Source organism: Caulobacter sp. FWC2 (assembly GCF_002742625.1).
In the GTDB taxonomy this organism is placed as follows: Bacteria; Pseudomonadota; Alphaproteobacteria; order Caulobacterales; family Caulobacteraceae; genus Caulobacter.
Genome location: NZ_PEBF01000001.1, coordinates 2,444,959 through 2,458,080 on the forward strand (window position 1 = coordinate 2,444,959; position 13,122 = coordinate 2,458,080).

A 13,122-nucleotide genomic window follows, 5' to 3' on the forward strand; every position below is an offset into this window, starting at 1 on the left:
GGCTCATAGCAGATCGCGCGGCGTGGCGACGGCCTTGGGCAGGCTGATCAGCATCCGCGTGCCCCGCCCATCGTGGATCGGGCTGGCGGCGGCGATCCGGCCGCCCATGGCGTCGACGAAGCCCTTGGCGATCGCCAGACCCAGGCCGGCGCCCTGGTGGCGATCGCTGGGCTCCTCCATGCGGCGGAACTTGTCGAAGATCCGCTCCAGCTCGGCCGGCGGCACCCCTCGCCCCTCGTCCTCGACGCTGATCACGACGTTGCCGCGATCCTCATAGGCCGCCAGCTCGATCCGGCTGCCCGGCTCGCTGTAGGTGATGGCATTTTCCAGAATATTGACAATGACTTGCTCGAGAAGGCTCGCGTCCGCCTGGACTAGCGTCAGGGAGCCCGGATAGTCGCGGACCAGGCCCCGCCCACCCAGGCGACGCGTCACCCGCTCCGCGGCGGCGTTGAGCACGTCGCGCACGTCGACCCAGTCGGTGCGAAGCTTCAGCCCGCCACCCTCAAGCCGGGTCATGTCCAGCAGATTGGCGACGTAGCGGCTGAGGCGCTCGGCTTCCTCGCGGATGCTGACCAGCAGGTCGTCGCGCACGGCCTTCTTCATCTTGTCGCCGTAGTCGAGCAGCGTGCTGGAGGCTCCCAGCACCGTCGACAACGGCGTGCGCAGGTCGTGACTGACCGAGTTCATCAGAGCCGAACGGAAGCGGTCGGCGCGGCGCAGGGTCTCGGTCTCCAGCGCCTCGGACGCCAGCTGCGAGCGCTCCAGCGCCACGGCGCCCTGCTCCAGCAGCGCCAGGACCAGGCGCTCCAGGTCCGAGCCCGGCGGGGCGGCGCCGGCTTCGACGCCGGCCACGCCGGTGCGGGCTCGTACGCCCTGCAGCGGCCAGAAGGTCCAGCGGGCTTGCGGCAGGGTGCCAGTGCCAAAGCCCGCCGCCTCGCCCTTTTCCCAGGCCCAGCGCGCGGCGGCCATCTGGGCGGCGTCGAGGGCTTCCAGGCTGGGCGCGCCGGCGGTCGGGACGATTTCCTCGCCCTGCGGCAACAACACCATCGAGCGCCCGCCCGCGGCGGCTGCGACCTGCTCGGCCAGGGCGTGGGCGACGGCGTCCCTGCCGGTGGCGGCCGAGAGCGTCCGGCTGGCGGTCAACAGGGTGGCGACGGCGGCGGCGCGGCGCTGCGAGCCCACAGCCTGGTCGCGGACCCGCCCCGCCAGACCGCCGGACGCCAGGGCCACGGCCCAGAACACCACCAGGGTGATGAAGTCCGTCGGCGAGCCGACCGCCAGGCTGTAGCGCGGCTCCAGGAACAGGTAATTGTAGATGACGAAGGCCACGGTCGCGGCGACCAGCGCCGGTCTCAGGCCATGCAGCACGCCGGCCGCCAGCACGGCGGCCAGGAAGATCATCCCGAGATCGACGTGGTCGAAGACGACGTCCAGACCCCAGGCGCCGAGCGTCGCGGCGACAACGAACAGCGCGCCGACAGCATAGCCCTGCCAGGCGCCGAGCCCGAAAGGCTTCGCGGGTTTCGACTGACGCTCATGGCTGGCTTCGGTGACCACGTGGACGGCGACGCCCCGAGCCTCACGAAGCAGGGCCACCGCCAGCGACCGCCCCAGAAGCTCGCGCCACCGGCTCTCGACCGATTTGCCGATGACGATCTGGGTAACGTTGCTGCGCCGGGCATAGGCCATGACGGTCGCGACGATGTCGCCGCCCGTCAGCGCGACGGTCGTCCCGCCCAGCTGTTCGGCCAGGCGATAAGCCTCGCTGAGGCGGGCCGCGCTGCCCTGCCCCGCCGCCGGACGATCGGTGCGCTCGACGTGAGCGACGATCCACGGCGCGTCCATCATCATGTCGGACAGCCGCCGCCCCGCCCGCACCAGCGAGCCGGCCATGGCGTCGCCGCTGACCAGGACCAGGATCCGCTCGCCCGCCGCCCAGGGCCCCTCGACGCCCTTCTCGCGCATGGCGGCGACCAGTTGATCGTCGACGGTCTGGGCGGCGCGGCGCAGGGCCAGTTCGCGCAGGGCCGTGAGGTTCTCGACCTTGAAGAAGTTGTCCGCCGCCAGCCGCGCGGTCTCGGGGACATAGACCTTGCCGGCGGCCATCCGCTCGCGCAGCTCTTCGGGCGTGATGTCCACCAGCTCGATGGAGTCGGCGCGGGACAGGGCGCTGTCCGGAACCGTCTCGCGCTGGCGCACACCCGTGATGCGCAGGATCACCTCGACCAGGCTTTCCAGGTGCTGGACGTTCAGGGTGGTCCAGACGTCCACGCCCGCCGCCAGCAGTTCCTCGACATCCTGCCAGCGCTTGGGATGGCGCGAGCCGGGCGCGTTGGAGTGGGCGTATTCGTCGACCAGCAGGATCTTGGGCTTCCGCGCCAAGGCCTCGTCGAGGTCGAACTCCATCAGCACGTTGCCGCGATGCTCGATCGACTTGCGCGGCAGGACCTCCATGCCGCGCAGCAGGCTTTCGGTTTCGCGGCGGCCGTGGGTCTCGACGACGCCGATCAGGACATCGACGCCCTCGGCCTTGCGGCGACGGGCGGCGCGCAGCATCTCGTAGGTCTTGCCCACACCCGGGGCCATGCCCAGAAACACCTTGAGGCGCCCCCGGCGCGCCTTGTTGGCGGCGGCCAGGAGCGCCTCGGGATCGGGACGCCCAGGTTCGTTGTGGGAGCGATCCTCGGTTGGCAACTAGCCGTCCTTCGGGAAACGCGCGTCGAGCGCCCGGTTGACGGCCAGGACGTTCACCGCCGGCTGGCCGATGAAGCCCAGTAGCGGCGCCGTGGTGTGGGCGTCAATCACCGCCTGGACCTCGCCCACAGGCACGCTGCGCGACCGGGCGATGCGGGGCGCCTGGAAGCGGGCGTTGGCCGGGGAGACGTCCGGATCCAGGCCCGAACCCGAGGTGGTGACCGCGTCGGCCGGGATCGCGGCGCCGGGATTCTCGGTCCGCAGCGCGGCGGCGTCGGTTTTCTCGCGCTCGATCAGCTTGTCGTTCAGCGGACCCATGTTCGAACCGCTCGATGCCGAGGCGTCATAGCCGTTGCCAGCCGCCGACGGACGCGGGTGCAGGTATTGCGGCTTGCTGAAGCCCTGGGCGATCAGGGACGAGCCGATGACCGTCCCCTTGGCGTCCTTGACCAGACTGCCGTTGGCCTGGGCCGGGAACGCCGCCTGGGCGACCCCGGTCACGGCCAGAGGATAGGCGACGCCCAGGAGCGCCGTGAACAGGCCCATCGAGACCAGGGCCGGACGAAGATGCGAGAGCATGGCGGCGTCTCCTCTAGAAGGCGGCTTTGAGCGAAATGACGCCACGGCTGCCGTAGGTCTTGCCGAAGGCGTGCTCGTCGGTGTCGTGGTAGCGCAGGTCCAGGGTCAGCGTGCTGTTCAGGGCATAGGCCGCGCCGACGTTCCAGGTCGTGTAGTCGCCCGAGCCCTTGTAGGTCTGGCGACCGACAGCCGCCGAAACCGACAGCTTGTCGACGACCGGATAGCTGCCGTTGAGCTCGTAGTAGACGGCCTCATCAGCGGCGCCGAAGCTGTCGGGGCTGTAGAACACCGCCGCGCCCAGGGCGCCCTTGCCGGCCGGGATCGAGCCGGCGGCCTTGAACTCGACATTGCCGTAGTCGGCGCCCTTCGGCGCGCCGGCGTAGCCGTAGTAGATCACGCCGAAGTCCAGCGAGGCCACACCCAGGGTCGGCTTGTAGCCGGCATAGAGGTCGATCTCGGCGTCGGTCTTGTCGCCGAAATCGACGTTCGACGCCCACGTCCCGGCGTAGAACTTGCCGGCGGCCAGGTCGACGCCGCCGAACAGCTGGGCGTTCTCGCTGGTCTGGCTGACACCGCGGAACACATAGTCCGAAGCGGCGCCGACATTGTAGCTCAGCTTCGGCCCGTCTTGAGCCTGCGCGACGCCGGCCGTCAGGGCCAGGGCCGAGGCGGCGGCGAGAACACGGAAAGCGAACTGGGAGGTCATTGGAACGGTTCTTTCAGAGGAGAGAATTAGGCGGACCAAGCCGCCAGGAAGAGGATCCCGATCGCCACGGCGCCGAAGATCACATCTCTGATCATGGGATCCGGGGCGATCGGGCCGCGCATCAGGCCAGGCCCAGGGCCGAGATGATCAGGTCGATCAACTTGATGCCGACGAACGGGGCGATCAGACCGCCCAGGCCGTAGACGGTCAGGTTGCGCGACAGGAGCTTGCCGGCGCCGATGGCGCGATACTTCACGCCCTTCAGGGCCAGAGGGATGAGCGCCGCGATGATCAGGGCGTTGAAGATCACCGCCGACAGGATGGCGCTTTGCGGGCTGTGCAGATGCATGACGTTCAGCGCGCCCAGGGCCGGCAGGGCGACCACGAACATCGCCGGGATGATGGCGAAGTACTTGGCCACGTCGTTGGCGATCGAGAAGGTCGTCAGGGCGCCGCGGGTGATCAGCATCTGCTTGCCGACCTCGACGATCTCGATGACCTTGGTCGGGTCGCTGTCGAGATCGACCATGTTGCCGGCCTCGCGAGCAGCCTGAGCGCCGGTCTGCATGGCCACCCCGACATCGGCCTGAGCTAGGGCCGGGGCGTCATTGGCGCCGTCGCCGCACATGGCCACCAGCCGGCCCTTGGCCTGCTCGTCGCGCATCAGGCGCAGCTTGTCCTCGGGCGTGGCTTCGGCAAGGAAGTCGTCGACGCCGGCTTCCGAGGCGATGGCTGCGGCGGTCACCGGGTTGTCGCCGGTGATCATCACGGTGCGCAGGCCCATGCGGCGCAGATCGGCGAAGCGGGCCTTCACGCCGGGCTTCACCACGTCCTTCAGGTGGATGACGCCGACCAGGGCGCCGTCCTCGCTGACAGCGAGCGGCGTGCCGCCCGAGCGGGCGATACGGTCCACGGCGGCGTTGACCTCGGCCGGGATGGTCTTCGGATCCAGGGCCAGCGAACGATAGACAGCGTCCACCGCGCCCTTGCGCCAGCTACGGCCACCGGCGTCCAGGCCCGACTGGCGGGTCGTGGCGCTGAAGGCGATGGCGGTCGCGCCTTCCGGCGCCTCGACCACGACACCCTGGTTGCGGCCCAGCTCGATGATCGAGCGGCCTTCCGGGGTTTCGTCCGCCAACGAGGCCATCAGAGCGGCGCGGAGGGCGACGTCCGGACGCACGCCAGGAGCCGGGATCACCTCGGTGGCCATGCGGTTGCCGAAGGTGATGGTGCCGGTCTTGTCCAGCAGCAGGGTGTCGACGTCGCCGGCCGCTTCCACGGCCCGGCCCGAGGTGGCCAGCACGTTGACCTTCAGCAGGCGGTCCATGCCGGCGATGCCGACAGCGGACAGGAGGCCACCGATGGTCGTGGGGATGAGCGTGATGAACAGCGCGCCCAGCACGATCGGGTCCAGATTGACACCCGAGAACTTGCCCAGGCCCAGCAGGGTCACGACCGCGATCAGGAAGATCAGGGTCAGGCCGGCCAGCAGGACGGCCAGGGCGATCTCGTTCGGCGTCTTGCGACGGTCCGCGCCCTCGACCATGGCGATCATGCGGTCGAGGAAGGTCGAGCCCGGGGCGGCGGTGACCTGGATCTTCAACCAGTCCGAGACCAGCGTGGTGCCGCCGGTGACGGCCGAGCGGTCGCCGCCGCTCTCGCGGATGACCGGCGCGCTTTCACCGGTGATGGCGGCCTCGTTGACGCTGGCCACGCCCTCGATGATCTCGCCGTCGGTCGGGATGACGTCGCCAGCCTCCACCAGGATGATCTCCCCTACCCCCAGCCTGTGGGCCGGGGTCGGGATCCAGGTCCCGGTCTTGGGGTCGACGATCAGCTTGGCCTTGGTGGTGACGCGGGCGGCGCGCAGGCTGTCGGCCGCGGCCTTGCCCCGCCCTTCGGCGACGCTTTCGGCCAGGTTGGCGAACAGCACGGTAGCCCAGAGCCACAAGGCCACCTGGAGGGCGAAGCCCGCCGGCTGGTGCGCGGCCAAGGCCGCGACCGCCGAGATGGTCGACAGCAGGGCCACGATCCAGGTGGCGAAGATTACCGGATTGCTGGTCAGCTTGCGCGGATCCAGCTTCACGAAGCTGTCCTTGGCCGCGCGGGCCAGGACCGCCCCGGAGAGGCCGCCGGCGATGGCGCGACGGCCTTCGCCAGCGTGGGTTTCAACGGTTGTCATGGAATGATCCCTTTGGATCAGTGGCCGGCCACGAAGGCGAGCGCTTGGAAGTGCTCGACGATCGGACCCAGGGCCAGAGCGGGGAAGAATTGCAGGCCGCCGAGGATCAGGATCACCCCGATCAGGAGGCCGACGAAGAGGCCGCCGTGCGTGGGCAGCGTACCGGTCGACGGCGCCAGCTTGGGCTTGGCCGCCAGGGCGCCGGCGATGGCCAGCACCGCGACGATCGGCGGGAAGCGGCCCAGCATCATGGAGACGCCCAGGGTCGTGTCCCACCACGGCGCGTTGGCCGTGAGCCCCGCGAAGGCCGAGCCGTTGTTGGCGGTGGCCGAGGTGTAGGCGTAGAGGATCTCCGACAGACCGTGCGGCCCGGCGTGCATCAGCCCCTTCAGCGCCTCCGGCAAGACCGCGGCGATGGCGGCGAAGCCCAGGGTCGAGACCGGGATAGCCAGGACCGCCAGGATCGACAGCTTCACTTCGCGAGCCTCGATCTTCTTGCCCATATATTCCGGCGTGCGGCCCACCATCAGGCCGGCGACGAACACGGCCAGGATGGCCATGACCACCATGATGGCGATGCCCGAACCGATGCCGCCGGGCAGGATCTCGCCCAGATGCATCAGGAACATCGCCATGCCGCCGCCCAGCGGCATCAGGCTGGAGTGCATGCCGTTGACCGAACCGTTCGAGGCGCCGGTCGTGGCGGCGGCCCAGGCGGCGGTGGCTGGCGCGCCGAAGCGCACTTCCTTGCCTTCCATGTTGACGGTCGTCTCGACCCCGGCAGCCAACTGGGCCGGCGGCGTGCGGGTCTCGGCCGCGTAAATGGTCGAAGCGCCGGCGAACAGCAGCACGGAGGCGGCGATCACCAGGGCGCGAATGTCCTTCTTGGCCAAGGCGCTACGGCCGAAAGCGAAGAAGGCGGCCCAGCCCAGCACGTTGATCGAGATCGCCGTGATCAGGTTGGTCAGCGCGGACGGGTTCTCGAACGGGTGCGCGGAGTTGGCGTTGAAGATGCCGCCGCCGTTGATGCCCAGCATCTTGATGGCTTCCTGCGAGGCCACGGCGTACAGCGAGATCTTCTGCTCTGCGCCTTCCATCGTGTGGGCCAGGACGCCCGCCGACAGGGTCTGGGGCAGGCCCAGGGCGACCAGCAGCACCGCCAGCACGAACGAAAGCGGCAGCAACACATAGAGCGTGGTGCGGATCAGGTCGGCCCAGAAGTTGCCGACGCCCTCGCCGCGATTGGCCGTGAAGGCCCGCGCCAGGGCAGCGGCCACGGTCGCGCCCGTCGCGGCCGAGACGAAGTTCTGGGTGGTCAGCACCAGCATCTGGCTGAGCGTCGACATGGTCGTCTCGCCCGCATAGCTCTGCCAGTTGGTGTTGGTCACGAAGCTGACGGCGGTGTTGAACGCCAGATGCCCCGACAGGCCGGGAAAGCCCTGCGGGTTCAACGGCAGCACGCCTTGCAGGCGCAGCACCCCATAGGTGAACAGAAAGCCCATCAGGTTGAAGGACAGCAGCGCCAGCGCGTAGCCGTGCCAGGTCTGGCTCTTCCTGGGATCGATCCCGCAGGCCGTGTAGAAGAAGACTTCGAACGGCTTCATCACCGGATCGAGCCAGGTGCGCTCGCCATTCCAGACGCGCGACATGAAAACGCCTAGCGGCCAGCCGATCGCGACCGCCAGGCCAAGCGTGAGGGCGATTTCCGCCCACCCTTGCCAATTCATAGGGGTATGTCCGTCAGAACTTGTCGGGTCGCAGCATCGCCGCGACCATGTAGCCGGCGACGACGATCGCCCCGGCGGCCCACAGGAAGTTCACGAGCATGGTCACACGCGCCTCAGCGCGGCGGCGAAAGCGCCGAAGAGGGCGAACAGGCCAAGCGCCAGCGCCCCAAAGATAAGATCAGCCATAACGGCCTCCTTTGGTGTTGGAGGCCAGGGACCATGTCCGGGCGTAAGGGCTCTATGCCGAAGCGGAGCCGCCGCATAAGGGCGGCATAAAGATCGGCTCTAGGCCGAACGCGCCTACGCCGCGAGCCGGGCGTCGAGCGCGGCCAGCTTGGCCAGGATCCGGTCGAGGGTCGAGCGTTTCACCGGCTTGCCGTCGCGCAGCTTGGTCCAGGTGGTTTCGCTGATCGCGTAGCAGTCGAACAGGTGCTCGCGCGTCACCGCCGGCAGGCGCGAGCGCAGGCGCTGGAAAATCTCTCGGGATATGGTGACGGTTTCGGCCATGGGATGGTGTGGTCAATGACGCTCGGGAAGATGACCCTACCGCGTCCCTATGACGATGTTGTTGGACGAGCTTATTTCAACGCTGTTACGAAAAGCCAAGTTTTCGCCAAACTTGGCAAAAGTTGCCGCGAAGCGGGCCTTTCGACGCCCATAACGCATACAGGCTCCGTTGGAGGCGGCGCGTTTGGAGAACTCCACAGCCCTTCGAAAAGTTGCCTACAGCGTGAACCTTAGCCCGTCGTAGCCCGCCTCGACGCCCGGAGGCAGACGGGCGGACAGGGCGTTGTAGTCCAGGTCGATGTGCAGGTTGGTCAGGATGGCCCGCTTCGGCTTGGCCTTGGCGATCCATTCCAGGGCCAGGTCAACATGGGCATGGGTCGGATGCGGGGTCCAGCGCAGGGCGTCGACGATCCAGACGTCGAGATCGGCCAGGTCCGCCCAGCTGCCGTCCGGAATGGCGCGGACGTCGGGGGTGTAGGCCACGCCGCCGAAGCGGTAGCCAACGGCGCGGATCTCGCCATGGTCGACGTCGAAGGTGTGGACGGGGATCGCGCCGGAAGGGCCGTCGATCCGAAAGTCCTCTCCCAATGGCGGGATCAGGCGCGGCTCCAAAATGGCCGGGTAGCCGCCTCGCGTCTCGAAGATGTAGTTGAACCGCGTCAGCAGGCCATCATGCGTGGCTTGGTCCATCCAGGTCGGGATGCGGACGCGCTGGTTCAGGAAGAACGGCCGCAGGTCGTCGATGCCATGGGCCTGGTCGGCATGGTCGTGCGTGTAGAGCGCCGCGTCGACCCGCTTTACCCCAGCCAGGGCCGTCTGCAAGCGCAGGTCCGGCGAGGTGTCGACCACGACGGTGGTCTCGTGGAGCGCCCCGCCCTCGCCTTTGCGGCGCACCAGCAGCGAGCAGCGCGAGCGGTGGTTCTTGGGTTCCGCCGGATCGCAGTCGCCCCAGTTGCCGTCGGCGCGCGGCACGCCGCCGGACGAGCCGGAGCCCAGGATGGTGAACTCCAGCGGACCGGTCATGGACGGGGGATCCGGTCAAACAGGTTGAAGAAGGCGTCTTCGGTACGGGCTTCCGTGTCCGCGCGGCTCCAGCCCCGGATCTCGGCCAGCTTGTCGTAGATATGCGGCAGATAGGCGGGCTCGTTGCGGCGGCCGCGCATCGGCACGGGGGCCAGGTACGGGCAATCGGTCTCGACGATGATCCGGTCGGCGGGCATGTCGCGGATCACCTCCCGCACGTCCTCGGCCGCCTTGAAGGTGGCGATGCCCGAGACCGAGAACCAGGCGCCCAGAGCCATGGCGCGGGCGGCCAGGGCCGGACCGCTGGTGTAGCAGTGCATCAGAAGTTTGAAGGGCCCGACCGCGTGCTCCTCCTCGAGGATCTGGCCCATCACGTCGTCGGCCTCGCGGGTATGGACCACCAGCGGCAGGCCGCTCTCGCGGGCGGCGATGCAGTGCTGCCGAAACACCTGGGCCTGCACTTCGCGCGGCGACAGATCGTAGTGGAAGTCCAGGCCGCACTCGCCGATGCCGATGACGCGCGGGCGTTGGGCCAGCTCAACCAGGCGCGCGGCGGTCAGGTCGGGATCTTCCTTGGATTCGTGCGGATGCGTGCCGACCGTGCACCAGATGTCGGGCTCGGCCATGGCGATCGCGTGGACCGCCTCGAAGGACGAGACCTTGTCGCAGATAGTGACCATCAGGGCGATGCCGGCCTCGCGGGCGCGGGTGATGACGGCGTCCTTGTCCTCGGCGAACTGAGGTGCGTGGAGATTCACGTGGCTGTCGATGAGCATGCCGCTCAAATCGCCGTCTTGGCCGCCGCGCGCAAGTCCGAGATCACGCTCCAGAACACATCGGCGCGGTCGAGGTTCACGGCCTCGGCCTCGCCCGGCACGTTGGATAGCCGCTCCCACACCGCCGCCCACCGGTCGAGACCAGGCGAGTTCTTGCCGTCGGCCGCGACCTGGGTGGCGAAGATCCGCACCTGGTCGGCCATGCGCTCCATCAGGAGCTCGAACCGCGCCGCCCCCTCGCCGCCCCGGAAGGTGTCGGTAAGCGCGAGCAGCGCGCCCTCGTCCAGCTTGGGCAGGCCGCGCAGGATCTCGTTGGCCGCGTCGTCCATCTCGATCGCCTTGGCGGCGGCCAGTTGCAGCGCCTTGCCCGGCGCGCCGTGGGCCATGCGGGCCAGGCGTTCAGCGTCGCGCTCGGAAACGTCGGCCATGCGCTCGACCATCTCGGCGGCCGCCCGCACGCCCGGCGCGGGCACGACCAGGCGGCGGCAGCGCGAGCGGATGGTCGGCAACAGCTTGCCCGGCGCATGGCTGATCAACAGGATCACCCCGCGCGGCGGCGGCTCCTCCAGCGTCTTCAGCACGGCGTTGGCGGCGTTGACATTGAGGTCGTCGGCGGCGTCGATGATCGCCACGCGATAGGGCGAGACGGCCGGCGAATTGGCGAAGAACTCCGGCAGGCGGCGGGCCTCGTCGACCGGGATCGACTTACGGGCCTTGCCGTCGTCGGTCAGGCGCTCCAGCACCATCAGGTCGGGATGCGAGCGGGCGGCGACCTGGCGACTGACAACGTCGGAGGGCGCGGCGCCTAGCAGGCCCATGGACGGCTCGGGCTTCGCGCCCAGCAGGCGACGGGCCATGCGATAGGCCAGCGTCGCCTTGCCCACGCCCTCCGGGCCGGTCAGCAGCCAGGCGTGATGCAGCCGGCCGCGATCCAGCGCGTCGAGGAATGAGGCCTCGGCGGCGGACTGGCCGTCCAGGCCGTAGACGTCGCGTGGATGGGCGGGGTTCATCAGAGATCCAGCCGCTGAGTCACGGCCTCGGCGATCGCGGCGGTCACGGCGTCCAACTCGGCGTCGGCGTCGATGACGACGCAGCGCTCGGGCTCCTGGCGGGCGATCTCCAGATAGCCGGCGCGCAGGCGCTGGTGGAAGTCGAGCCCCTTGGATTCGAACCGCGCCGCGCCGCCCCGTGTCTCGGCGCGTTGCAGACCAACCTCGGCCGGCAGATCGAGGATCAAGGTCAGGGTCGGCAGCGTACCGCTCAGAACGTGATCCTCCAGCGCCGCGATCAGGCTGGCCGGCGCATCGCCGCCCGCGCCCTGATAGGCCCGGGTGGAATCGGCGAAGCGGTCACACAGCACGACCTTGCCCTGCGCCAGCGCCGGACGAATAACCCGCTCCAGGTGGTCGCGGCGCGAGGCGTACATCAACAGGGTCTCGGTGACCGGAGACCAGCGATCGGCCGAACCGTTGACCAGTAACTCCCGGATCGCCTCGGCGCCGGGGCTGCCGCCCGGCTCCCGGGTGACGACGACGTCATGGCCAGCCGCTTGCAGCCGCTCGGCCAGGCGGCGGATCTGGGTGGACTTGCCCGCCCCCTCCCCGCCTTCGAAACTGATGAAAGAACCCTGGGTCACCCGGCCTCATTCGACCGGTTTCCAGGGCTTGTCCAGAGGTGGTTGCGGCCCCTCGTTACGGACGAAGAACCGTCGCGCCCTGATAGCCCAGCGACTCGACCCGCTGGCGCAGGCTCCAGGCCTCGCCCTCGTTCGGACCGGCCGACACGGTGACGCGGTAAAGCGTGCCGCTGGCCCGCTCGATGGCGTCGATCTTCGCCTCACCCGCGCCCGAAAGCTGGCGCACGGCCTTCTCGGCGTTCTCGCGGCTGGAGAACGAGCCGGCCTGGACCCGGAAACCGGACCTGCTAGCCGAGGCATAGACGCGATCGGGCGGATTGATCGGCGGGGCCGACTGCGGGACGGGCGCGCTCCAGTCCGGATCGGGCTCGCGCGACGGGATGACCTGCACGCGCTGGGTCGGTTCCTGGATATCGTCGAAGCTGCGCTCGCGCGGCGGAGGCGGCGGCGCGGTCTGGGTGACGGCGTACTGGCGCGGGCCATCGAAGGCGTTCTTGGGGGCCGGGCCGACATATTTCACCCGCACGCGGGCGACGCCCTGACGGTAATAGCCTAGCTGTTGAGCAGCGGCCTTGGACAGGTCGATGACGCGATCGCCGACGAACGGCCCGCGGTCGTTGACCCGCACGATCATCTTCTTGCCGTTGTCGAGATTGGTCACCTCGACCAGGCTCGGCAGAGGCAGGGTCTTATGGGCCGCCGACGGGATGTCCATGTCGAAGACTTCGCCGTTTGACGTGCGGCGGTTGTGGAACTGCGCGCCGTACCACGAACCAACGCCGACGACGTTGTAGTCCTTGTCCTGGCGCGGATAGTACCAGACACCGTTGATCTGATAGGGCTTTTCGGTGCCGCGCAACGGCTTGCCGTCGCGGCCGACCGTCGAGCCGGAGCGCGGCGACGAACCGCGCGAGGTCTCGTTGCGGGCGCTGGCCGTGTAGCCGGACTTGCCTAGATCGTATTTCGGCGTGGCGCAGGCGGCGAGGCTCACGGCCGCCAGGGCCATCAGGCCCAGGTTGCGCGCAATTCGCCAAACCTGATCGATACGCTGGTTCATCCGATGGTCGTCCAGGCGGGTAGCATCCCTTCCGAGCGCACATCATCGCCGCTTTGTTTTGAAGTCTGGTTAAGGCGCCGACGCGCTGATATAGCCGCCTGCTCCGGGCAGGTGGCCGAGTGGTTTAAGGCAGCGGTCTTGAAAACCGCCGTAGGTGAAAGTCTACCGTGGGTTCGAATCCCACCCTGCCCGCCAGAGCTCTTGGCGACCGGAAAACCCTTTCAGGACAAGC

At 68.7% G+C, this 13,122-nt stretch carries 12 protein-coding genes and 1 tRNA gene; 1 reads left to right on the forward strand and 12 read right to left on the reverse strand.

The features are described from left to right. Positions 1 to 3: 3 nt before the first annotated feature. The 12 genes from CSW62_RS11705 to CSW62_RS11760 form a co-directional block, all read right to left on the reverse strand. Positions 4 to 2,589, reverse strand: coding sequence for a sensor histidine kinase KdpD (locus tag CSW62_RS11705; RefSeq protein WP_233206791.1), 2,586 nt, complete (start codon positions 2,587 to 2,589; stop codon positions 4 to 6). Positions 2,590 to 2,697: 108 nt separating this feature from the next. Then, positions 2,698 to 3,276: a potassium-transporting ATPase subunit KdpC gene (gene kdpC, locus CSW62_RS11710; RefSeq protein ID WP_099577975.1), complete on the reverse strand. Its 579-nt coding sequence runs from the start codon at positions 3,274 to 3,276 to the stop codon at positions 2,698 to 2,700. A gap of 13 nt (positions 3,277 to 3,289) precedes the next feature. Further along, positions 3,290 to 3,982 carry a TorF family putative porin gene (locus CSW62_RS11715; RefSeq protein ID WP_099577977.1) on the reverse strand — a complete coding sequence of 231 codons (693 nt, stop codon included), beginning with the start codon at positions 3,980 to 3,982 and terminating at the stop codon, positions 3,290 to 3,292. Positions 3,983 to 4,103: 121 nt separating this feature from the next. Further along, positions 4,104 to 6,164: a potassium-transporting ATPase subunit KdpB gene (gene kdpB, locus CSW62_RS11720; protein WP_099577979.1), complete on the reverse strand. Its 2,061-nt coding sequence runs from the start codon at positions 6,162 to 6,164 to the stop codon at positions 4,104 to 4,106. A gap of 17 nt (positions 6,165 to 6,181) precedes the next feature. After that, complete coding sequence (gene kdpA, locus CSW62_RS11725) at positions 6,182 to 7,891, reverse strand: potassium-transporting ATPase subunit KdpA (RefSeq protein ID WP_099577981.1); 1,710 nt, start codon at positions 7,889 to 7,891, stop codon at positions 6,182 to 6,184. Between the two features lie 13 nt (positions 7,892 to 7,904). Further along, complete coding sequence (locus CSW62_RS26585; protein WP_143324376.1) at positions 7,905 to 7,997, reverse strand: potassium-transporting ATPase subunit F; 93 nt, start codon at positions 7,995 to 7,997, stop codon at positions 7,905 to 7,907. A gap of 194 nt (positions 7,998 to 8,191) precedes the next feature. Beyond that, complete coding sequence (locus CSW62_RS11735; RefSeq protein ID WP_099577983.1) at positions 8,192 to 8,398, reverse strand: hypothetical protein; 207 nt, start codon at positions 8,396 to 8,398, stop codon at positions 8,192 to 8,194. 216 nt (positions 8,399 to 8,614) lie between these two features. Then, on the reverse strand, positions 8,615 to 9,421 hold the full coding sequence (locus tag CSW62_RS11740) for an MBL fold metallo-hydrolase (protein WP_099577985.1): 807 nt from the start codon (positions 9,419 to 9,421) through the stop codon (positions 8,615 to 8,617). Next, positions 9,418 to 10,206 (reverse strand): TatD family hydrolase, encoded by a 789-nt coding sequence (locus CSW62_RS11745; protein ID WP_099577987.1) that lies wholly within the window; start codon positions 10,204 to 10,206, stop codon positions 9,418 to 9,420. The genes CSW62_RS11740 and CSW62_RS11745 overlap by 4 nt, the downstream gene beginning before the upstream one ends. Then, the gene (locus CSW62_RS11750; RefSeq protein WP_099577989.1) at positions 10,203 to 11,207 is read right to left on the reverse strand and encodes a DNA polymerase III subunit delta'; all 1,005 of its coding nucleotides are present in this window, start codon (positions 11,205 to 11,207) and stop codon (positions 10,203 to 10,205) included. The genes CSW62_RS11745 and CSW62_RS11750 overlap by 4 nt, the downstream gene beginning before the upstream one ends. After that, positions 11,207 to 11,833, reverse strand: a complete 627-nt coding sequence (gene tmk / locus CSW62_RS11755) for a dTMP kinase (RefSeq protein WP_099577991.1) — start codon at positions 11,831 to 11,833, stop codon at positions 11,207 to 11,209. Before tmk ends, CSW62_RS11750 begins: the two co-directional genes overlap by 1 nt. A gap of 55 nt (positions 11,834 to 11,888) precedes the next feature. Then, positions 11,889 to 12,890 carry a septal ring lytic transglycosylase RlpA family protein gene (locus tag CSW62_RS11760; protein WP_099577993.1) on the reverse strand — a complete coding sequence of 334 codons (1,002 nt, stop codon included), beginning with the start codon at positions 12,888 to 12,890 and terminating at the stop codon, positions 11,889 to 11,891. 105 nt (positions 12,891 to 12,995) lie between these two features. Between CSW62_RS11760 and CSW62_RS11765 the strand changes: the two genes are divergently transcribed. Further along, positions 12,996 to 13,085, forward strand: a tRNA-Ser gene (locus CSW62_RS11765). Positions 13,086 to 13,122 lie beyond the last annotated feature (37 nt).

Excerpts from the sequence above, each read along its gene's own strand:
- CSW62_RS11735 (WP_099577983.1), bottom strand. The coding sequence starts at position 8,398 with ATGGCCGAAACCGTCACCATATCCCGAGAGATTTTCCAGCGCCTGCGC.
- CSW62_RS11750 (WP_099577989.1), bottom strand. The coding sequence starts at position 11,207 with ATGAACCCCGCCCATCCACGCGACGTCTACGGCCTGGACGGCCAGTCC.
- CSW62_RS11740 (WP_099577985.1), bottom strand. The coding sequence starts at position 9,421 with ATGACCGGTCCGCTGGAGTTCACCATCCTGGGCTCCGGCTCGTCCGGC.
- CSW62_RS11760 (WP_099577993.1), bottom strand. The coding sequence starts at position 12,890 with ATGAACCAGCGTATCGATCAGGTTTGGCGAATTGCGCGCAACCTGGGC.
- CSW62_RS11715 (WP_099577977.1), bottom strand. The coding sequence starts at position 3,982 with ATGACCTCCCAGTTCGCTTTCCGTGTTCTCGCCGCCGCCTCGGCCCTG.
- kdpB (WP_099577979.1), bottom strand. The coding sequence starts at position 6,164 with ATGACAACCGTTGAAACCCACGCTGGCGAAGGCCGTCGCGCCATCGCC.
- CSW62_RS11705 (WP_233206791.1), bottom strand. The coding sequence starts at position 2,589 with ATGGCCCCGGGTGTGGGCAAGACCTACGAGATGCTGCGCGCCGCCCGT.
- kdpC (WP_099577975.1), bottom strand. The coding sequence starts at position 3,276 with ATGCTCTCGCATCTTCGTCCGGCCCTGGTCTCGATGGGCCTGTTCACG.
- kdpA (WP_099577981.1), bottom strand. The coding sequence starts at position 7,891 with ATGAATTGGCAAGGGTGGGCGGAAATCGCCCTCACGCTTGGCCTGGCG.